The organism is Anabaena sp. CCY 9910, assembly GCF_963920875.1.
GTDB lineage: Bacteria > Cyanobacteriota > Cyanobacteriia > Cyanobacteriales > Nostocaceae > Trichormus > Trichormus variabilis.
In genome coordinates this window covers 15524-36372 of the sequence record NZ_CAWUDJ010000036.1, presented here as the reverse complement: position 1 = coordinate 36372, position 20849 = coordinate 15524, and the positions used below count along the sequence as shown (strand labels likewise).

Below are 20849 nucleotides of genomic sequence, written 5' to 3'. Positions count from 1 at the left end.
TAACAAAAAATCAGAATTCTGATTTCTTCTTGATTAATATTTTTACCTTAGTTGCCATTTTTTGCTACAACTTCTCTCACACGATAAATTGGCCGGCCTTGGGATTCGTGGTATGTACGCATCAGTAACTCCGCCAAAAGACCAAAGCAGAATAACTGTACCCCCGTTACCAGTAATAGTACTGCCAAAATCAACAAAGGGCGATTGCCAATCATTTCACCTAAAGCCAACTTGACGAAAGTTAAGTAGATGCCTATACCTGTACCTAAAATCATTGAGATTAATCCTAACAGGCCAAAAACGTGCATTGGACGCGTCAGGAACTTCTTCATGAAAGAGATAGTTAACAAATCCATGAGGACGCGAAACGTCCGCCAAATGCCGTATTTACTCCGGCCAAAGCGTCGGGCATGATGTCGTACAGGAATTTCTGTAATTCTTGCCCCTTCGATGTAAGCCAAAGCTGGTAAGAAGCGGTGCAGTTCCCCATACAGATTCATATCTGCCACTACTTCGGAGCGGTAAGCTTTCAGAGAACAGCCATAATCGTGCAGTTTTACGCCGGTGATTTTGCCAATCAACCAGTTAGCAATTTTAGAAGGAAGTAACCGGGAGATAGCTGCATCCTGGCGTTGATGTCGCCAACCACTAACCAAGTCATAACCTTCACCTAACTTTGCCAACAAAATCGGGATATCTTCTGGATCGTTTTGCAAATCAGCATCTAAGGTGACGATCACCTCACCTAAAGCATAGTTAAATCCAGCTGCCATCGCCGCAGTTTGTCCGTAATTTCGCCGCAAAATCACTGCTTTTAAGTCGGGACGGATGCACGCTTGTTCTTTGAGAAATTTGTCTGAACCATCGGTTGAGCCGTCATCTACACAAATAATTTCATAACTTAACCCACTAGTAGATAAAGTAGAGGCGATCGCCTCCAATAACAAAGGCAGACTTTCCACTTCGTCATGCACTGGAACCACCACGGAAACATTAGGAATAATGGCGGAAATACTTTCATTTCCTTCGTTCACCCTGGCCAAAATTACTCCATTCCTCATATTCCTCAGTTTCCTTAGTGTCTTTGTGGTTTGTAACTCTTAACAACTCTGCCGGCACCCCGTAGTTGCTGGTAATATGACCGACTTACCACATCTCCCTGTTCCGAGAGGATGTCAATGCCAATACCATCGCGTCCTTGGGCTTTACCAGAACTATGGATATAACAACCATCTCCTAAATACAGCCCTACATGAGTAGCTTTTACAGGAGTGCCAAAAAATACTAGGTCACCCGGTGCTAATTCATCAATAGTAATTGCTTGGGTAAAAGCCTCTTGTTGATAAGCGTCTCTGGGTAGCCAAATTCCCACGGATACAAACGCCGCCTGCATTAAACCAGAACAATCATAATTCGGCCCGACCGTACCGCCCCAAAGATAGTAATTCGATCGCTGCATGGCTTTTTGGGTAAAAGCGATCGCCCCTGGTAGCAGTTTTTTAATTTCCGATTCCGAAAATGATTTAGCCTGATAAAGTACAGTAGCAGGTTTTAATAAACCCAAGTCTCCAAGGGATAGCCACCCTGGGTAGTCATCCTCACATAAACACACCTCAACTGCCGCACCTTGCTGATTTGATGTTACCTGCAAATGTCGCCCAACTGCGGCCTGAGTTGCCAAGCTGGTACATTCAGGAGAATCATATAAATTCAACGCAGCAAGACATTGGTATTCTCCCGATTTGGGGCTTTGGATGGACGATTCTAAATTAGAGAGCATTCTGCAATGGTTTTTTTTCAAAAAGACGAACAACTAGAAAATCTGGGTAACGGTATTTTAGAAGCTACTTGGACGGCATTTCCGACTTTAGCCCGTAACCAAATTGCTGTAACTTGGATTGTCTATGATCCGCCAGTACCAGTAAATACTGGTGGCGCGTTAACTCCCGATGCTTTTTGGAATCATCCAGTCCGGGGTTTTAGCTATCGTGGCGTGGAACGGATTTATCCAGCGAGTGTAGTTAAATTGTTCTACTTGGTAGCAGCCAACGAATGGCTAGAGAAAGGCATGACCCAACCCGCTAAGGAGTTGGAGAGGGCTTTGCGCGATATGATTGTTGATTCTAGCAATGATGCTACCAGCTTAGTGGTAGATATTTTGACCGGCACGACTTCCGGGCCAGAACTACCACCAGGCCCCTATGATACTTGGAAATATCAGCGTCATATTATTAATCGCTATTACCAGTCTTTGGGCTGGGAAGATATGCAGACAATTAACGTCTGTCAAAAAACCTGGGGTGATGGCCCCTATGGACGGGAGAGGGCATTTTATGGAGAAATGTTTGAAAATCGCAATATGCTGACCACAAATGCGATCGCGCGTTTGCTACATAGTATCGTGGGTGGTGTGGCCGTTTCTAGTGGGCGATCGCAAGCTATGATGGCTTTACTCAAACGCAGTCTCAACCCCAATGATTTACCTCAAGATGTGGAAGAAGACCAAATCACAGGTTTTTTAGGTGGCGGTTTACCCCAAAACGCACAAATTTGGTCAAAAGCCGGTTGGACAAGTCAAGTCCGTCATGATGCGGCCTATATTGAGTTACCGGAACATCGCCCCTATTTATTAGTAGTCTTCACAGAAGGTAAAGCCCAAGCCAACAGCCGGGAGATTTTGCCTTTTGTATCCCAACTAATGGCTCAAGCTGTGAGTAGTTTATAATACCAATGCGCCAAAAAAGGACAGCAGATGCAAAACTAGAAACCAGAACACAATCTAGATTTCTTCATTAGGAATTTTGTTGGCGTTAGCCTGTCCATCAGGTATTCATAATGGCGTTGTCTGGCTTACTTGTAGTGGAGTAGTCGCTTCCGGTTCAACAGCATACCAATACCCATTACCATACCTAGACCTAACATAGTGGAAGGTTCGGGAGTTTGGGAAAGTACAAAATCTAATTGATATTCTTCTATACCGTTCCTAGTTTCCTGAATCCAAAAGGTGTAATTTCCCTGTGTGAGTACACCACTAGGGAAACCGACAAATGAAAAGCCCCGGATGGAATCCGCTTTAGCCAAATCGTCTAGGATATTATCACCAACTTGTTTTCCTGGTTCTGCACCAATCGTGGCTGCACCAAGTAATTGAGGATTGTTAGCAGTAACGGTGCCATTTTCAATCAGGGAACCTGATTGTACCGCTAAAAATCCTTGATTGATCAAGTCGTCATCTAGTCCCTTATAGCCAGCCAAAATAATTTTTTTGATTGCATAACCAGAGGGAATTGTGATGGAAAAGAAATCTTGGTCAAGATTAGGGTTACCTGTTGTAGAGCCAATGATGATATTGGAACCCTGGGAGAGGTTGAGTTTTGTCGGGTTCAAGTTATTGCCAGAGAAGTCACCCTGGGAGCTTTCGCTATATACAATGTTTGCTGCGTATGCGTTGGGAGCAAATGCCAATGCAGCTATTAACCCTAACAATAAGCTTTTCATAAATTTGACTTTGTTTTAAGGGGAATCAGGTTATCGATGCAGACTTCGACAATCGATTACCCTTAATTATCTGACAGTGTATGCCCGATTTACTTAACAGATTTCATGACAGAGGGAAATATCGTCATTCCCTCTGTTCATTTTTCATGGTTTTAGAATCTGCTTCAAAAATCTGGTAATTCCTTGACAATCGTAAACCGAATGTGGTTGATCGCCAAATCACCTATGGGGATATCATCCTTGGTTAATCTTTTACCTTGACTACTGATAGTTTCAAAGGAAACACCTTTACCGATTTCAATGTGATACCAGCATAAGCCCATAAAAAAGCGGGTAGGATATTGACTACCACGGCCCAAGTCATCAGGGTTTGATTCCATTGGCAACCAGCCAAAGCCAGGAATATAAAATTCTAACCACACATGATTAAAATCTGGTTGTAGGGGAACTCCTTGCTGTTCGGCGTGTGGGGGACATTTGTACCTACCCACTGTGCGGCAAGGAATACCATTCAAACGGCAAAGAGCCAGTAACACACCCACATATTCACCACAGGAACCAATGCCTCGCTCTAAAACGATATCTGGCGTATCTATGTAAGGTTTGATACCATATGATAACTCATCATAAACATAATTACGGATGCTGTACATTTTCCGCAACAAATTTGTTTCTGAGCCAACAGCTTCTTCAGCCGCACGGCGGACTATACTGGTGTCCATTGCTAAATCATCATCATCCACTAAGTAGCGCTCTTGAAATTCCGGTGATAGTTCAGGAATATTCTCTACTTCTTTGGGTGTAATGCGATACTTAATGCCTCGCACTTCTAATAATGCTTTCCAGCCAAAGATATGGCGTTCACCAGGAACTAGGGCATCAAATTTAAATACGGCGACACGTTGTCCGTCAATGACTTCTTCTGTGAAAGGTATACCGATGGGTTCGATGTGTCGAATTTTTTGGCGTTCAGTTTCTGAGGGGAGAGCAATTCGCCATTCTACTTCTGGTATATACACCTCTTCTAAAGGCGAAATTTCCTCAGCGTAGGACATTTCGATGAGATAACCGTTAGAAAGGGCGTAGTGTTTATCTGGCTCGTGATGATAGTAGAGGGGGTGAATAAAAGTGCGATCGCGGTACGTTAATTCATGATTAGGATCAGCATTAGGATTATCCCGGATATAGGGTTCCTCCGAGGCATAGGCAACATAAAGATTTTCTTTACCCGTTTCGGCATCTACGTTTAATGCTATGCCTGTAGGTGATTCAAAGGGAGTTAAAACACTGAATTTTACCTCCCCAGTTGCCCTATCCATAGAGTAGACTGTTTGTTCGGTGCGATCGCATACCCATAGGGTATTGCCATTTACCGCTAAATTTTCGATTCCAACCCCAGGAGCATAAAATCTGGTAATCTCTTTACGGGTATCGCGGTCAAAAATCAGGATGTAGCCTAACCTATGGCAACTAACGTAAACTGTTGATTCCCAAACAGCAACACCGTCGGCGCTATAAGGTAACGTGACAAAATGTTCCAAGCCTAAAGACGAAAGCTTAGATACATACACACTGTTACCGCGAGTCACCCAAAGATTATCCTCCCACACAGCTAAACCGGTTACATCTGTAAACTCTTTGGCCTGGTGCGGATTGAGAATCTTGCTGTTATCGGTTTTCGGGTCAATTTCTAGTAAATGTCCCTTGATACTGTCAATGGCGATCAGTCTATCTTGGATAAAAGCAATGCCACATAAAGTAGCAGCAGTCAATGGTCTAATTGTCCTTGTCCCTGACATTTGGCTAACTGTCAAACTGGTGGGTGCAAAACTCATATTAAGCATATTTATTTAACGGTTAGCACGCCTAAAATTAATTGTGGCATGGCATTTGTAATCCAAAATCAGACTGGGTGTTATTCTCAATTATCAGTAAAATGTCTTCCAGAAAACTCTGGCTGAAGAAATAATACATATGCACCACAAGGAAATAAATTAACTTTTGTCTAGAGGGTAACTGGTAATTGGTAATTGGTGAGTCCAGCCCTGTAGGCGGGTTTCCCGCCGTAGGGGACTGGCGAACCCGGAGGGTAATTGGTAACTTAGGAAAAAACTATGACCTATTATCCATAACCAAATACCATCTCTTCCCTAGATCAGTAGTGACTTACGTTATTACTCCTACATCTAGACAATAGATGTAATGTAACTTTGGTGGATGGTTTTCCGTCCATCACTAAATTATGATCGAATTTTGTAACCATTTTCTGTGACTTACACAATGTCTGCTAATTCTCTGCCTGAAAGTTCCACTACTTGGCACAGCTTGGAAGTTGATAAAGCACTAGGACTGCTCAATAGTAATGCAGACAGTGGCTTGACAACCGAAGAAGTTGAACAACGGTTGCAAAAATATGGCCCCAACGAACTAGAAGAACATGGAGGCCGTAGCGCTTGGGAGATTCTGTTTGATCAGTTCAAGAACATTATGTTGTTGATGCTGATTGCAGTTGCTTTTATTTCTGGGTCTTTAGATTTTATCTCTTGGCAAGCAGGTGAACTCAAGCCTGGGGAAATACCGTTCAAAGATACGATCGCCATCTTAGCAATTGTCATTCTCAATGGTATTCTCGGTTATGTTCAAGAAAGCCGTGCTGAACAAGCTCTAGCGGCACTGAAAAAACTTGCCTCTCCTTCTGTGCGGGTCATTCGTGGTAGCAAGTTGGTGGATGTAGCAGCCAAAGATATAGTCCCAGGAGATGTGATGCTGTTAGAGGCTGGGGTGCAAATCTCCGCCGATGGTCGCTTGATTGAACAAGCTAATTTACAGGTGCGGGAATCGGCTTTAACAGGTGAAGCGGAAGCCGTAAATAAACAAGCATCTTTACAACTACCAGAAGATACATCTTTAGGCGATCGCATTAATGTAGTTTACCAAGGTACGGAAGTAGTCCAAGGGCGTGGCAAAGTGCTAGTAACTAATACTGGCATGACCACGGAACTAGGCAAAATCGCCACCATGTTGCAGTCGGTGGAAAGTGAACCTACCCCTCTACAACAGCGCATGACCCAATTGGGGAACGTCCTAGTAAGCGGTTCCTTGGTGTTGGTGGCGATTGTCGTCGTGGGTGGTGTGCTGCAAGCAGGTAACTTTAGCCCCCTGAGAGACTTATTAGAAGTTTCTTTGAGTATGGCGGTAGCCGTAGTTCCCGAAGGTTTACCCGCCGTAATTACAGTCACCTTGGCATTGGGAACCCAGCGCATGGTGCGGCGCAATGCCTTAATTCGTAAACTACCAGCCGTAGAAACCTTGGGTTCTGTCACCACCATTTGTTCTGATAAAACCGGGACACTTACCCAAAACAAAATGGTAGTGCAGTCACTTTACACAAACCATCAAACTTTTCGTGTCACAGGTGAAGGTTATGCACCGGTGGGCGAGTTTCAGCTAGATGGTCAAAACGTGTCGGCGGAAGATTATCCCGAAATTCCCGCTTTGTTAGTTGCTTGTGCTGTCTGTAACGACTCAGTACTACAAAAAGAAGCAGGGGAATGGATGATTTTAGGTGACCCCACAGAAGGGGCATTAGTCACACTGGCAGGCAAAGCAGGCATTGAAAAAGACCAGTGGAACTATAAGTTACCCCGTGTGAGCGAGTTTCCTTTTTCCTCGGAACGGAAACGCATGAGCGTCATTTCCCAGGTGGAGAAAGTAGCCACAGGTGAACCGACAATGACAGCCGTTGACCCCACCTTGGCAGGTTTGGTCAACAGCGAACCTTACATCATGTTTACCAAGGGTTCCCCAGAGTTGATTTTGGCACGCTGTACAGCCATTCACTTGGGTGCCAACTCAGACCACCTGAATGACGAACAGCGCCAACAAATTTTGGCAGCAAATGACCAAATGGCGAGTAAAGGTCTGCGGGTATTAGGTTTTGCCTACAAACCCCTGGCAGAAGTGCCGCCGGAAGGGTCGGATGAGACATCAGAACAAGGAATGGTTTGGCTGGGCTTGGTGGGGATGCTAGATGCCCCTCGTCCCGAAGTCCGGGCAGCAGTCCAAGAGTGTCGAGAAGCTGGTATTCGCCCCATTATGATTACAGGCGACCATCAACTTACAGCACGAGCGATCGCCACAGACCTGGGTATTGCCCAAGAAGGTGACAGAGTTCTCACTGGTCAAGAATTACAACGGATGAATGACCAGGAATTAGAACAGCAAGTAGACCTAGTAAGCATTTATGCACGGGTATCTCCAGAACACAAATTGCGGATTGTCCAAGCCCTGCAACGTCGCGGTAGATTCGTCGCCATGACAGGGGACGGTGTGAACGATGCCCCAGCCCTCAAACAAGCTGATATTGGCATCGCTATGGGTATTACTGGCACAGACGTGAGTAAAGAAGCCAGTGATATGGTGCTACTCGATGACAACTTTGCTACTATTGTCACCGCAACTAAAGAAGGTAGGGTAGTTTACACCAACATCCGCCGCTTTATCAAATACATCCTGGGCAGCAACATCGGTGAAGTCCTCACCATTGCCGCAGCACCACTCATGGGTTTGGGTGGAGTACCCTTAACACCCCTACAAATTCTCTGGATGAACTTGGTGACAGACGGTTTACCAGCCTTAGCTTTAGCGGTGGAACCTCCAGAACCTGATGTGATGAAGCGCCCACCCTTCAGCCCCCGTGAAAGCATTTTTGCCAGGGGCTTGGGTTCCTACATGGTTCGCATCGGTATTGTCTTTGCCATCGTCAGCATTATCCTGATGAAATGGGCTTATGATCATTCCCACGCCGTGACAGGGCCAGGACTCGATCCTGATCGTTGGAAAACAATGGTGTTCACTTCCCTATGTATTGCTCAAATGGGTCATGCGATCGCCATTCGCTCCAACAACCAACTCACAATAGAGATGAATCCTGTCTCCAATCCTTACGTATTAGGGGCTGTAGTTGTCACAACAATTTTGCAACTCATGCTTGTCTACGTTCCACCCCTACGGGATTTCTTTGGTACTCAATGGCTACCACTTGACGAATTAGCGATTTGCGTCGGCTTCAGTGCCTTGATGTTTGTTTGGGTGGAGATGGAGAAGCTATTCTTCCGCTTTATGGGTAAAAGGAGTGTCTAGCAATTCAAAATTCAAAATTCAAAATTCAAAATTAGGAATCTCCCTCTTTGAGTTTTGAATTTTGTGTTTTTAATTCTGTCTGATATCCCCAATCCCCGTTATGTACCTCAAAAGCCTACACCTCCGACATTTTCGCAACTACTATGACCAAAAGGTTGAGTTTACGGCTGCCAAAACTATTTTGGTGGGTAATAACGCTCAGGGAAAGTCGAATTTGTTGGAGGCGGTGGAGTTATTGGCAACATTGCGATCGCACCGCATGGCTCGCGATCGCGATTTAGTCCAAGAGGAAGAACCAATAGCCCAAATAAACGCCACGCTAGAGCGAGACACAGGGGTTAGTGACCTCAGTCTCATTCTGCGGCGTAATGGTCGCCGCACCGTCGCCCTCAATGGTGAATCTCTGCGGCGACAAATGGATTTTTTGGGTGTGTTAAATGCGGTGCAGTTCTCCAGTTTGGATTTGGAACTGGTGCGCGGTAGCCCTGAAGTCCGGCGTAACTGGCTGGATACTCTCCTGATTCAACTTGAGCCAGTTTATGCTCATATTTTGCAGCAATATAATCAGGTGTTACGGCAACGCAATGCCTATCTAAAGAAGTTGCAAGACTCACCACTCACTACTCAGGACTCAGCCCTAGCTATTTGGGACGCGCAATTAGTGACTACCGGAACAAAGGTCATTAGAAGACGCGATCGCGCATTAGCTCGACTTGCACCCCTAGCTACCGCTTGGCACACCAGTATTAGCGGCAGTACAGAGGTTCTGCAAATCAGCTATACGCCTAATGTGCAGTTGATACAAAATCAACCAGAACAGGTGCAGCAAGCTTTTTTAAGCCAGTTACAGCAAAGAGCCGTTCCCGAAATGTACCGAGGTACCACCCTTGTCGGCCCCCATCGGGACGAAGTAGAATTAACCATCAATCAAACTCCAGCCCGTCAATACGGTTCTCAGGGTCAGCAACGCACGCTGGTATTAGCTCTCAAACTCGCAGAGCTGCAATTAATTGAGGAAGTTGTTAAAGAGCCACCTTTACTATTACTTGATGATGTTTTAGCTGAATTAGATCCATCCCGCCAAAATCAATTACTGGATACAATTCAAGACAGATTTCAAACCTTAATTACTACCACTCACCTCAGTTCTTTTGATGCCCAGTGGTTAAATTCATCGCAAATTCTTTTTGTCGATCAAGGTAAAATATCTACATCAAATGCTATTAGATAAAATTCAATAATCAGCTTCTTTCAGCCTCATCATGATTCCCATAAATATGGCGTTTATTATCTTCAATTATTAAAATAATTCTCATATTTAAGTATGAAAAATACAGATAATATATTAAGTGAAAATGAAATTATATCACTGGGTAAATCATTAAGAAAAATTGAAAATAAACTACTCAGGAAAAGTCAAAATGAGGGGAAAACTAGAATTTGGTTTCAAGGTGAAGAACCATATTTTGATGTTTTTTTTGAGTTTGAAGATGACGAAATTTCCTGGTTTCAATTGACTTTGCGTGGTCAGTCACTATCTTGGGATAAAAAATTCTCAGGGTTTCAAACTGGCACTACAAATGAATTAAGCATTGATGATGCGAGCTTTTATGCAGCTAGCAAGACAATTGAAAACGATAATCAACTCGATTGGAATTTTATTTATTTAGTTAAATCGATTATGCAAATTCAAGCAGAAGAACCTGCATTTGCCAAGGCATTAAATTTATTTGATAAAAACTTAAATGATTAACTATTTTCTAATCTCTTAAAAATATTTAAAATCGCAAAAGTTATGATAGCTCCAACTAAACTTAATTGCCATAAACCACAACCAGCAGCAATTCCCAACCCAGAGGAAACCCAGATAGCTGCTGCTGAGGTAAGTCCATGAACTTCCAGACGTTGTGATACTTGTGAAGATTCGCGGACAATTTCACCAGCACCGAGAAATCCCACACCAGCCGCAATACCTTGAATGACTCGGCTAACCACTTCTGGGTGTGATTGTATGGAGATAATTTGTAAAGGTATAACAACAAATATGGCAGACCCAAAGCTAACCAACATATGAGTTCTTAAGCCTGCTGGTTTACGCCGTCGTTCTCTTTCTATGCCGATAATAGCTCCAATAAGTAAAGCTAAGAAAAGCCGAAAGATCAGCTTGAAAAAATCGTCTGGTTCCAGGTAGTAGTTATCTAGCAATTTTATATCTGATATAAGAAAACATACTCTATGTCATGTGTAACTTATATCCGCAAATTTTGAAAAACATTCTATTTATATTGTATATTTTTTATTTAAAAGTTTATATTTCTACATTAATCCAATAATAACGGCACTCCAGATTAATTTTTCAATAGTGAAAAATAGCGATTTTGCTATTATTAATCTCTAGATAATCTAATTATTAGAGGGATAGATAGAATTTTAGTAATAATTTATGGCAATATTGATGATCTCAGCTAACCTATGGCGACACTTGATTATTGAGTGATTTTTTATAGATAATTTGAAGTTAGGGAACACCAGAAAATAAATTATCTGAAATTGATGGTTTGGTAGGGCGCTTCAGTATGAATCATTTCTGAGTATAGTTAGGTTCTATCCCACTGACGCACCTCACACTTTGGATATTTTCTTATCTCCAAGTCCCTTAATCATCAAAAAATACTTATGAAGGAGGGAATTAACAAAGGGGATAGTGCAACTACTAACCATAAATATAAAAACTTCTCCTGGCAAACTGACAACCAAAAAAATTGAGTGGATAAACTCTACTGGCTTGACCAAATTAAATTACAAGACCGCGCTAAAGTAGGTGACAAAGCGTTCTATTTAAGTAGAATCAAGCAGCGCGGCTACCCCGTTGTTCCTGGGTTTGTAGTGTCTGAAGAAGTTTTGCGATTATTTCTAGAAACTCTCAACAGTTCAGAATCATTGGTCGCTAACTTACCCAATTCTTCCTTGCATTTAGATGTAGCCAACTGGCGACAACTCCAGCAGGTGGCTGGGCGTTTACGCCAGGAAATTATTCATGCAACTGTACCATCACAGTGGGTGAATACAATTCTTACTACCGCGAGGGAATGGCAAACTAACTTTTTAATTTTTCGTCCCAGTTTAACACTAGCAACGAAAACCCACAGGTTAGGAAACACATCTGGATTATTGGATGCTGCTTTCTGTTACTGTAATGAAGATGCGATCGCTCACACTCTCAAGCATACCTGGAGTCAACTTTTTCGCGCTAGAAGCTTGCTATATTGGCAACGTATGGGAGTTAACCTCCAAGAAGTTAATCTAGCCATCTTGGTACAGCCAGTAGAAAATGCGATCGCCAGTGGTTTATTAATCGCTAACTCTTCAGGCTATACAATCCAAGCTACATGGGGATTAGGATTAGCCTTGTCTCAGGGCGAAGTTATACCAGATACATACCACGTTCAGCAGGAAACCGGTATTGTTTTGGAAAGACATCTGGGAAATAAAATGTTCGCTTATCGTCTAGGCAGTTCAGAATTGAATGGTGCTGAACTATCCAAAAAAGAGGTATTCAAATTAGATAACCTTTGTGTAGGCGCGTATTCAGTGGAAGAGTCACACCAGCAACAATATGCTTTAACTGAAGAATACCTACAACAAGTCATTACCTTGGGGCATCAACTAAAAAGCGAACTAGGTAACAGTTTTACTATCGAATGGACAATTACCGAGGAAAACTCCACCCCCTGTCTCTACATGACGCAAGTGAGTACTCCCCAATCTGCAATACCCAGTATACGTTTTATCAAGGGTACTGGGGCGGCTAGAGGACGTGTCACCGCCAATGCTTATGTTGTTACCGACTCCCAACGGAAACCAGAACAACTGCCTAAAGGCGTAATTTTAGTAGTACCAGCAATTACACCTGATTGGTTGTCGTTACTAGAACAAGCCGTTGGTATCGTCACAGCCCAAGGAGGAGTAACCAGTCATGCAGCGATTTTGTCCAGGGAATTGGGCATTCCAGCCGTTGTGAATGTAGCAGATGCCACCTTAGTAATTCCCAATGGTGAACGATTGCTAATAGATGGCGATCGCGGAGAGGTATATTTACTAAAAGCAGACGAAGCCACTACGGTAGAAAATCTACACCAGCAACCTCCGACTCCACCATTTCACCCTGTTGTTAGCAGGCAAATGCCAATGATTGCTACCCAACTGCTGGTTAACCTTAGTCAACCTAGTCTAATTGAACAGGTGCAGAACTTGCCTGTAGATGGGGTGGGATTATTGCGCTCAGAATTGATGTTACTACCTTTACTTAAAGGTCAGCATCCAAATTTTTGGCTTTTGGATGGGCGAAAATCAGAATTATTAGAGCAATTATCTAAGCAGATTATCCAGTTTGCCCGTGCCTTTGCCCCACGCCCCGTTTTTTATCGCTCTTTGGATTGGCGATCGCATGAGTTATCATCAAATAATTCTCAATCTGCACCTCAGTCAATTTTGGGCGATCGCGGTACCTTGAGTTATGTTCGTAATTCTGGTGTTTTTGAATTAGAACTCACAGCGATCGCTAATGCTCAAAAAGCTGGTTATGATAACATTCACCTTTTATTACCCTTCGTTCGCAGCGTAGCAGAATTTACCTTCTGTCGCCAAAAAGCAGAACAATTCGGACTTACCCAAGTTCCCCAGTTTCAACTCTGGATAATGGCAGAAGTTCCCAGTGTCTTATTTTTGCTACCAGAATATGTCAAAGCTGGCGTAGCAGGTATATCCATTGGCACAAACGACTTGACACAACTGCTATTAGGCGCAGACAGGGAACAAAGCGGCATCACCAAAGCTTTAAATGAACGCCACCCGGCCGTGATGGCTGCTATTGCCCAACTAATCCAAATGTCTCATACAGCCGGCATCCCTTGTTCTATCTGCGGACAAGCGCCAGCAATATATCCAGAAATTATCGATCAATTGGTGCAATGGGGTATCACATCGATTTCCGTAGAACCAGAAGCAGTAGAACGGACATATCAGGCGATCGCTCGTGCCGAACACAGCTTATTATTAGAAGCAGCACGCCGAAAGATGGGAGAGCATGCTTGAAAGGTGTAGACAGTTATGCTTTCTCAAACACTGGTTTTAGGGTGTAAGGGACTTCCAGATAAAAAATATCCAAAACGTAGGGCGCGCTACTTGCGAGAAAACCTAGTTGTACCAGGAAATTACTCATACTGATGCACCCTACTAACTATCAATAAAAATTATCTCCAGACACTGTAAAAGCATCATGGAGAAAAAATCATCTCTATTTAGTTACTTCAAAATTACCAATTCTCGGACTCAAATCAGATTAAGATTTGCTAGCACTTTGCAATTTTTGCTTTTTGTGTTGACGTAAGAACAAACCACCAACAGCTAGCATCCCTAAAGTCATACCAGGTTCAGGAACAGATTGGGGATCAAAACCTTTAAATCTGCCATTTCCAATCTTAAAAGAGTGGTTGTCACTTTCAAACCCACCACCATCAGTACTAGCTTGAGAGATGACAATCTTGTTGAAAAGATCATTACGGCTTTCAGAGTAGAAATGAAGGTAGCCATTACGTTCTCCACCGTGCTGTGCAGCACTAATAGGAGCTACGGTATTAACATCTTGAGTAGTAAAAGACTTTATCAGAGTGTCGCCATTATAAAAAGAGAAGGTATTATTGTTACTGATCGCACCCCAGTCAATACCAAAATAATTTAGATAGCTATCTAAGTTAATGGTCACTTTATCACCATTGAAAACAGCCAAGTAGCTTGTATCATTTACTTCTCCGTTTGCCCCTGCTGGCGCCCATTGGTCTTTTCTGACACTACTACTTCCGCCATTTTCAAATGAATATTTAGCAAAACCTGTGGTTGGTGCCACACCATTGTTGAAATCAACAGTTGTTACACCTGAATCTTGCCAAAACTGAGAATAAGCACCTTGATTGGTAACACCATTAGGACCAGCAACACCTGTTTCTACCTTGAAGCCAATAGCATGAGCAGAGCCAGCATAGATGAATGAAGTGATTGCTGATGTCGAGAGTAATGTGGCACAAACAAGTTTTTTAAGAATCATAATTTTGAACTCTGCTTTTGTCTAATTAGTAAACACCACTTAATTCTGTGAGTAATTAAGGTTGAAAAACAGGATATAAATACTAGACTTTGGTGAAAAGCATATATGCACAAATTAGTACTTTACTGCATAACATCAATAAGTAAAAATATTGACTATTTTGAAGGATTTTATCCAGCAATTTAAAAGAAATATGAAATAAAATTGTAATTAGATAAAATTCTGTCTAAAGATAAGGAATCTTGAAGGTAATATGAATTTGACAGTTAATAAATAGGTCGGAACCGATATTGTTTTCATAAAGACAATATGAAAATTTAAGTTTTTGACAAAAAGACAAGTATCAATTAAACTACCCCTGGCAATTAGCAACACTTAATCATGTATTCTTCTCAAGCATCTGCCTTTCCTAGCCGTGTTATCGGTTTGATCAGTGGCACATCTGTAGATGGTATAGATGCCGCCTTAGTAGAGATTACTGGCACAGAATTGGATCTGAAAGTTGAATTATTAGCAGGAAAAACATATCCTTATCCTGCGGAGTTAAGAGAACGCATATTGGCAGTTTGTGCAGGCGAAGCTATTTCCATGTTGGAACTTGCAGATATGGATGATGTGATCGCCCTAGCTTTTGCCCAAGCTGCTCAAAATATTCAAATAGGTTATCAGCCAGCAAATTTAATAGGTTCTCATGGTCAAACTGTATATCATCGACCACCAAAAGAAGCAGGAGTAGGGAAGAAAACCCTTGGCTATACTCTCCAGCTTGGTCGTGGTGAGATGATTGCCTATTTAACGGGAATTACAACTGTCAGTAATTTTCGTGTTGCTGATATCGCCGTTGGTGGTCATGGCGCACCCCTAGTTCCCAGAGTCGATGCCTTTTTACTGAGTCATCCCCATGAGAGTCGTTGTATTCAAAATTTAGGTGGTATTGGTAACCTCGCTTATATCCCAGCACGTACTGATGACTGGCTTTCACAAATTCGTGGTTGGGATACAGGCCCAAGTAATAGCCTATTAGATTTAGCAGTAGAACGTCTGACATCTGGTGCTAAAACCTATGATGAAGATGGTAAATGGGCAGCCAGTGGAACTCCTTGCTATTCTTTAGTAGAAAAATGGCTCACCCATGAATATTTCCATCTCTCACCCCCTAAATCGACTGGTCGAGAATTGTTTGGCGTAGCTTACTTAAATCAATGTTTCCAAGATGCGGAACCATACCAACTTAGTCCAGCTGATATGCTAGCAACACTCACAGAACTAACTGTAGCTTCCATTGTTCACAGTTACCGTACTTTTTTACCACAAATGCCACAACGTGTATTTTTATGTGGCGGTGGTAGCCGTAATTTGTATTTAAAACAAAGATTACAGTTAGCGTTAGAAACAATCCCCGTCTTGACCACTGATGAAGCAGGTGTGAGTGCCGACTTTAAAGAGGCGATCGCTTTTGCTGTTTTAGCTCACTGGCGACAATTAGGCATCCCAGGCAACTTACCAACAGCCACAGGCGCACCACAAGAAGTTTTGTTGGGAGAAATTCATCAAGGGTGAAGATAGAAATTGGGATTTGGGGACGATATACAGACGTTGCACTGCAACGTCCGTATTGTCTCTATTGACCACTGACCACCGACTAATGACATTTTGACTTTGCAGAATATATGTTTATAGTCTGAGGACTACTCGATCAAGGCAAGGAAGATACAAAGTGGCTCACACTTTTTTGTTGGAACCAGGACGCTGGAAAATACAAGGCAGTTGGCTAGAACGCAATGGTATGCCAATCAGCGTCAAGGGTATGACCTTGGTAGCTTGGAATCGAGATAACTGGTTTACTATGGCAGCAAAGCTGATATTTCCAGGTAGCGATCGCCCAGAAATTTCACTACAGTATAAGGGGCGCTTACATCAAGAAGAACGCCAATATACTTTTTTACTCCAACATAGTCTTTTAGGACAGGTTGAAGGCGAGGGTTGGATTGGTCTAGATACAATTGTGCAACGTTACTGGGCAATGAGCGATCGGCAACGTCGTAGTGGATTTGAAACCATGCACCGCATTTCTGACGATGCCTATTATTTAAGTAGCGGTGTTATGTCAGGTCATTTTTTAACAAGCACAATGGAAGCAAGCTTAGAGCGTCAGTCTTGATCAAGTAATTAGTCAATAGTCAGGTGTTAGCTATCAGTGGTCAGTAGTGATCTTTTCCCCTACTCCCTATTTCCTACTTCTTCCAAATCCCCAATCCCGATAATTTTTGATATCCCCTAAGTTATCTACTACAGAAAAATTGGGCAAACTAAAAATACATCAAAATCCCAGTGCAGAACATTAGGATATATCTACCTATTGTTTTTTGTTTGCGCTCCTCAACCACAGACTTAGTACTCATATCCTGAGTATCCATAATGAACTGTGTACATCACGATCAATGAAAAGGGGACTAGAGGTTTAAAGGTGAGAGGCTGGCGAATTTTACGGGCGAAACACCCCGCTAATAGCAAGCAGCTTATCGTTCTGCTAATACTACTCTGCACTTTTTCAGTACAGGTGTCCTTCACCATTGTTGAATATTGGAGTCCAATTTTCTATGTCAGACCCCAACATAGGTCGTTTACTTGGCAAACGCTACCAGCTTCAGGAATTAATTGGCACTGGGGCAATGGGTAGAGTTTACCGTGCCAAGGATGTTTTGTTGGGAGGTGTACCTGTTGCGGTAAAGTTTCTGGCTTTATCAATGCAAAATGAAAAGATGCGTTTGCAAGAACGCTTTGAGCGAGAAGCAAAAACCTGTGCTTTATTGGGGCAAAAAAGTATTCATATTGTGCGCGTGATGGATTACGGCGTAGATGAAAATAAAATCCCCTTCTATGTCATGGAATATCTGCAAGGACACAGCCTCAACCAAATAATTCGCCAGCAAAATATATCTTTGCCTCGCTTTGTGAGTATGGCACGTCAAATTTGCTTGGGTTTACAGTGCGCTCACAACGGTATTCCAGTTGATGGGACAGTCTACCCCATTATTCACCGTGACATTAAACCTAGCAATATCCTAGTGATTCAAGATCCCAGTTTTGGAGAATTAGTTAAGGTCTTAGATTTTGGTATTGCTAAATTACTACAGTCAAATAGTGACCAGACGAAATTTTATTTGGGGACACTGGCTTATTCATCTCCTGAACAAATGGAGGGTAAAGAATTAAATAATCGCTCCGATATTTATAGTTTGGGTGTGATGATGTTTGAAATGCTCACCGGTAAGATGCCATTAGTTGCACCTACCCATTCTTTTGGCTCATGGTACAAAACTCATCACCACCAACCGCCAAGAACTTTTTCTGAGGTTGCGCCTGATTTAGCGATTCCTAAGGAGATAGAAAGTTTAGTAATGAACTGTTTAGCTAAGGCAGCAAAAGATCGTCCATCCAGCATCAGTGCAATACTGCAAGTTTTAGAGTCTGTCGAACAACAACGTACTAAACGTTTATTGAAGCAGGAAAATTATGACAGCCGTCAATCTACCGCTACCTTAACAATTAATGTTGTCTCCGAACAAAAGATAAAATCCGATGTGCTGTTATCAGCACCTCAGGATAACACTATTTACAATACTGCCTGGCCACAAAATAAACCTATTGCTGATATTGTTTTTCCTCAGCCTATCAATGTCAGTGGAGAAGTCTTACCCGCACTATGGGTAATGCTACCGGAAAAAGAAATTTTCAAACGTATCATTTGCAGTCGCTACAATCAATTTCTGTTCATCGCAGCGCCTCATCCCATGCTGCTATGGATCACGGTTATCCATAACCGTAAGTATGGAGCTAAATGGTTACCTTACTATCTCGATCTCAAAACTGGTATCGGTCAAGAGATAGCCAGCTTGTTAGTAAAAACAGGTGGCTATCGTTTACTATTCTTCGCACGCGAATCACCAAATCGCTGTTCTCATGTCTTAAGTGCTAGTGTTGCCTCAGCTCAACGTCAACGCCTACAACAGTGGATTATGACCGCGAAAACCTTTGTCTCTTGTGTTGATCCCCAAATGAGTAAAAACCTCCTCAAAGGAGAATATGAAAAACTTAAGCCCCAAATTCTCGCTAAATTGGCAGCTATTGATACGGATTCTCCCATTGATCTATCTGGTTAGGACTGTTTGGATTATCTGTAACATCTGTATTAGTGAAACACCTTGTCTAAATATGTAAATTTTTATAAATAAAATATATAACGTAGTTGTAACTATTATTGGCAATAAATATAATGATCATCAGTGTTAGTGAAAAATACGCTCCTGGTTAATTACAAAAATAGGGTGTCTAAGAGTACTTACGGGATTTAAAGGCCAAAGGTACATAGTAATGTAACCAGTAGTCATTTGAAGGTTAAAGTTTACTAATACTATCAGCTTGGTAAACAAGAAGCTAAACAAGTTAAAGGAAGACAGTACTTAACAGCAGAAGTAGATGCCATGTTTAGTTTTGAGTTATTTACTTTTAGTCAATGTAAACTTGTTCTGGTCGAAAGTTGACGCCCCAGCATCCCCAGCTCTTTTCCTCCCTGGAACTGAGCAAGAGAAGGAGGTCGCCCACTGCGACACATAGCGACTCTATGCCGGAGTGGAACCAGAATCTAAGCCCCACTGATGCTTGAGTAGCTCTTGATATGTGGCTTCACGAACAACCATTTGCTCGTAAAGTTTGACTAAAAAATCTTTGGCTTGATCATGACTCATGTTCTGTACTTGGGTGGCAAATGAACGAATGCTGAATTGTTGTTCCAATGACAATTCGATTGGTTGGTTCATAACAGACTCCTAAAGGACAATGCGTAAAGGTTATGTCGGTTACAGAAGCCCCACAGGCATAGGACTTTAGTTAGTACCTGCCCCATATTGTTGATTATTCCTCTGTATTAAGAAAGATAACAACTATTGGACAGGTTGCCCATATCCTTAATGGGTAAAATTTGTGCTTTGTTGTTTTGCACCTGAGCCTACTGGTATATAACCCAAGTCTGCTAGAGCAGATTTCGGGCAAATTTATCGGTTTAATAAATTTACAGCAGGTTCAATACCTAAAATTGACTACCTAGTCGAAACTTTTCTCTGGCGGGAGATGTTCATGACTGGGTAGTAAATTAATGGTAGTAATATCGCATTATATGCGTCATACCTTATTATGTGCAAGATGTCAACAGACAAAATTTATGTAAACTAAGCTGGCAGTGGGGAAATTTGCTGCTAAAAATATTTGTATCAAGTTGCAAATAGGAAAAATGCTCAGGTTGAACAAATTGCTGAGTATATTTACTAAAAATGCGGTTTTTGGTTGTGAGTTGCTAGTTGGAAATTAGCTATCTTGGGGACATTATTCTAGAGCGATGATAACGACGGTGATGTTATCATGTCCGCCTTGGTCTTTTGCGTCTTCCACTAAGGAAAGAGCAGATTGATCCAACAAAGAGTTAATTTGTAAGTTATGAGCGATTTTCTGATCGGGAAGTTCTTCTGTTAGACCATCACTACATAACAATAGGCGATCGCCTATCTTCGTATCCAGTGGTTGCACATCTACTTGGTGTAGGTCTTCTCTACCTAAACACCTGGATAAAACGTGGCGAAATGGATGAACTCGTGCTTCTTCGGCGGTAATGTCGCCAATTTTAATTGCTCTGGCTACCCAGGTATGATCTTCCGTAACCTGTTCTAGTTGTGTTTCTCGCAAACGATACAGACGAGAGTCACCAACATGAGCGCACCACTGCTCTTGATTACGGAAAATCACGACTACGGCTGTTGTACCCATATCAGCGCGTTCAGGATGATTCTGCTGATCCTGTAGAATGGCTTCGTTTGCCTGCCATAAAGCTTGTTCTAGTAATTCGGGCGAGGGTTTAGAAACATCCCAATTAGAGGTCAAATACGCCTTGATTTCCCTTGTGGCGATGCGACTTGCTTCTTCACCTCCTGCATGACCACCCATACCATCAGCGACGATGAAAAACCGCCCCTCAGGGTCGATATAGTAATCATCCTGATTATTAGAACGAATAAGCCCCGGATCAGTGTGACCCGTGAAGTTGAGTTTCATA

The 20849-nt window shown here is 42.4% G+C and carries 16 protein-coding genes; 8 read left to right on the top strand and 8 right to left on the bottom strand.

Going from position 1 to position 20849, the window contains the following annotated elements; genetic code table 11:
• Window positions 1-47: 47 nt before the first annotated feature.
• Window positions 48-1061 (bottom strand): glycosyltransferase family 2 protein, encoded by a 1014-nt coding sequence (locus ACM5QX_RS22075; RefSeq protein ID WP_414755503.1) that lies wholly within the window; start codon window positions 1059-1061, stop codon window positions 48-50.
• Between the two features lie 14 nt (window positions 1062-1075).
• The gene (locus ACM5QX_RS22070; RefSeq protein WP_414755502.1) at window positions 1076-1780 is read right to left on the bottom strand and encodes an NlpC/P60 family protein; all 705 of its coding nucleotides are present in this window, start codon (window positions 1778-1780) and stop codon (window positions 1076-1078) included.
• Between the two features lie 6 nt (window positions 1781-1786).
• Between ACM5QX_RS22070 and ACM5QX_RS22065 the strand changes: the two genes are divergently transcribed.
• Window positions 1787-2725, top strand: coding sequence for a serine hydrolase (locus tag ACM5QX_RS22065; protein ID WP_011320118.1), 939 nt, complete (start codon window positions 1787-1789; stop codon window positions 2723-2725).
• A gap of 125 nt (window positions 2726-2850) precedes the next feature.
• Here the strand turns inward: ACM5QX_RS22065 and ACM5QX_RS22060 are convergent, their stop codons facing one another.
• A complete protein-coding gene (locus ACM5QX_RS22060) occupies window positions 2851-3498 on the bottom strand; it encodes a PEP-CTERM sorting domain-containing protein (RefSeq protein WP_414755501.1) in 648 nt (215 codons plus the stop codon).
• 164 nt (window positions 3499-3662) lie between these two features.
• A complete protein-coding gene (locus ACM5QX_RS22055; RefSeq protein ID WP_414755500.1) occupies window positions 3663-5342 on the bottom strand; it encodes a transglutaminase domain-containing protein in 1680 nt (559 codons plus the stop codon).
• A gap of 436 nt (window positions 5343-5778) precedes the next feature.
• Between ACM5QX_RS22055 and ACM5QX_RS22050 the strand changes: the two genes are divergently transcribed.
• The 3 genes from ACM5QX_RS22050 to ACM5QX_RS22040 all read left to right on the top strand — a co-directional run bounded on the left by ACM5QX_RS22050 (window position 5779) and on the right by ACM5QX_RS22040 (window position 10393).
• Window positions 5779-8640: a cation-translocating P-type ATPase gene (locus tag ACM5QX_RS22050; RefSeq protein ID WP_414755527.1), complete on the top strand. Its 2862-nt coding sequence runs from the start codon at window positions 5779-5781 to the stop codon at window positions 8638-8640.
• A 100-nt stretch (window positions 8641-8740) separates the two neighbouring features.
• Window positions 8741-9871: a DNA replication/repair protein RecF gene (recF, locus tag ACM5QX_RS22045; RefSeq protein ID WP_414755499.1), complete on the top strand. Its 1131-nt coding sequence runs from the start codon at window positions 8741-8743 to the stop codon at window positions 9869-9871.
• Between the two features lie 93 nt (window positions 9872-9964).
• On the top strand, window positions 9965-10393 hold the full coding sequence (locus tag ACM5QX_RS22040; RefSeq protein ID WP_414755498.1) for a hypothetical protein: 429 nt from the start codon (window positions 9965-9967) through the stop codon (window positions 10391-10393).
• Here the strand turns inward: ACM5QX_RS22040 and ACM5QX_RS22035 are convergent.
• Window positions 10390-10845: an MgtC/SapB family protein gene (locus ACM5QX_RS22035; protein ID WP_011320112.1), complete on the bottom strand. Its 456-nt coding sequence runs from the start codon at window positions 10843-10845 to the stop codon at window positions 10390-10392. The genes ACM5QX_RS22040 and ACM5QX_RS22035 overlap by 4 nt on opposite strands.
• 561 nt (window positions 10846-11406) lie before the next feature.
• Between ACM5QX_RS22035 and ACM5QX_RS22030 the strand changes: the two genes are divergently transcribed.
• Complete coding sequence (locus tag ACM5QX_RS22030) at window positions 11407-13734, top strand: putative PEP-binding protein (RefSeq protein WP_414755497.1); 2328 nt, start codon at window positions 11407-11409, stop codon at window positions 13732-13734.
• Between the two features lie 247 nt (window positions 13735-13981).
• On the opposite strand, the gene ACM5QX_RS22025 is transcribed toward ACM5QX_RS22030, so the two are convergent.
• Window positions 13982-14743, bottom strand: a complete 762-nt coding sequence (locus tag ACM5QX_RS22025) for a PEP-CTERM sorting domain-containing protein (RefSeq protein WP_414755496.1) — start codon at window positions 14741-14743, stop codon at window positions 13982-13984.
• Window positions 14744-15124: 381 nt separating this feature from the next.
• On the opposite strand from ACM5QX_RS22025, the gene ACM5QX_RS22020 reads away from it, so the two are divergent.
• From ACM5QX_RS22020 to ACM5QX_RS22010, 3 genes are all read left to right on the top strand, one after another.
• Window positions 15125-16303 (top strand): anhydro-N-acetylmuramic acid kinase, encoded by a 1179-nt coding sequence (locus tag ACM5QX_RS22020; RefSeq protein ID WP_414755495.1) that lies wholly within the window; start codon window positions 15125-15127, stop codon window positions 16301-16303.
• 157 nt (window positions 16304-16460) lie between these two features.
• Window positions 16461-16904 carry a hypothetical protein gene (locus ACM5QX_RS22015; RefSeq protein ID WP_011320108.1) on the top strand — a complete coding sequence of 148 codons (444 nt, stop codon included), beginning with the start codon at window positions 16461-16463 and terminating at the stop codon, window positions 16902-16904.
• Between the two features lie 439 nt (window positions 16905-17343).
• Window positions 17344-18906, top strand: a complete 1563-nt coding sequence (locus ACM5QX_RS22010; RefSeq protein ID WP_414755494.1) for a serine/threonine-protein kinase — start codon at window positions 17344-17346, stop codon at window positions 18904-18906.
• Between the two features lie 459 nt (window positions 18907-19365).
• On the opposite strand, the gene ACM5QX_RS22005 is transcribed toward ACM5QX_RS22010, so the two are convergent.
• Window positions 19366-19563 (bottom strand): NblA/ycf18 family protein, encoded by a 198-nt coding sequence (locus tag ACM5QX_RS22005; RefSeq protein ID WP_010998650.1) that lies wholly within the window; start codon window positions 19561-19563, stop codon window positions 19366-19368.
• 562 nt (window positions 19564-20125) lie between these two features.
• Window positions 20126-20848, bottom strand: coding sequence for a Stp1/IreP family PP2C-type Ser/Thr phosphatase (locus ACM5QX_RS22000; RefSeq protein ID WP_414755493.1), 723 nt, complete (start codon window positions 20846-20848; stop codon window positions 20126-20128).
• Window position 20849 lies beyond the last annotated feature (1 nt).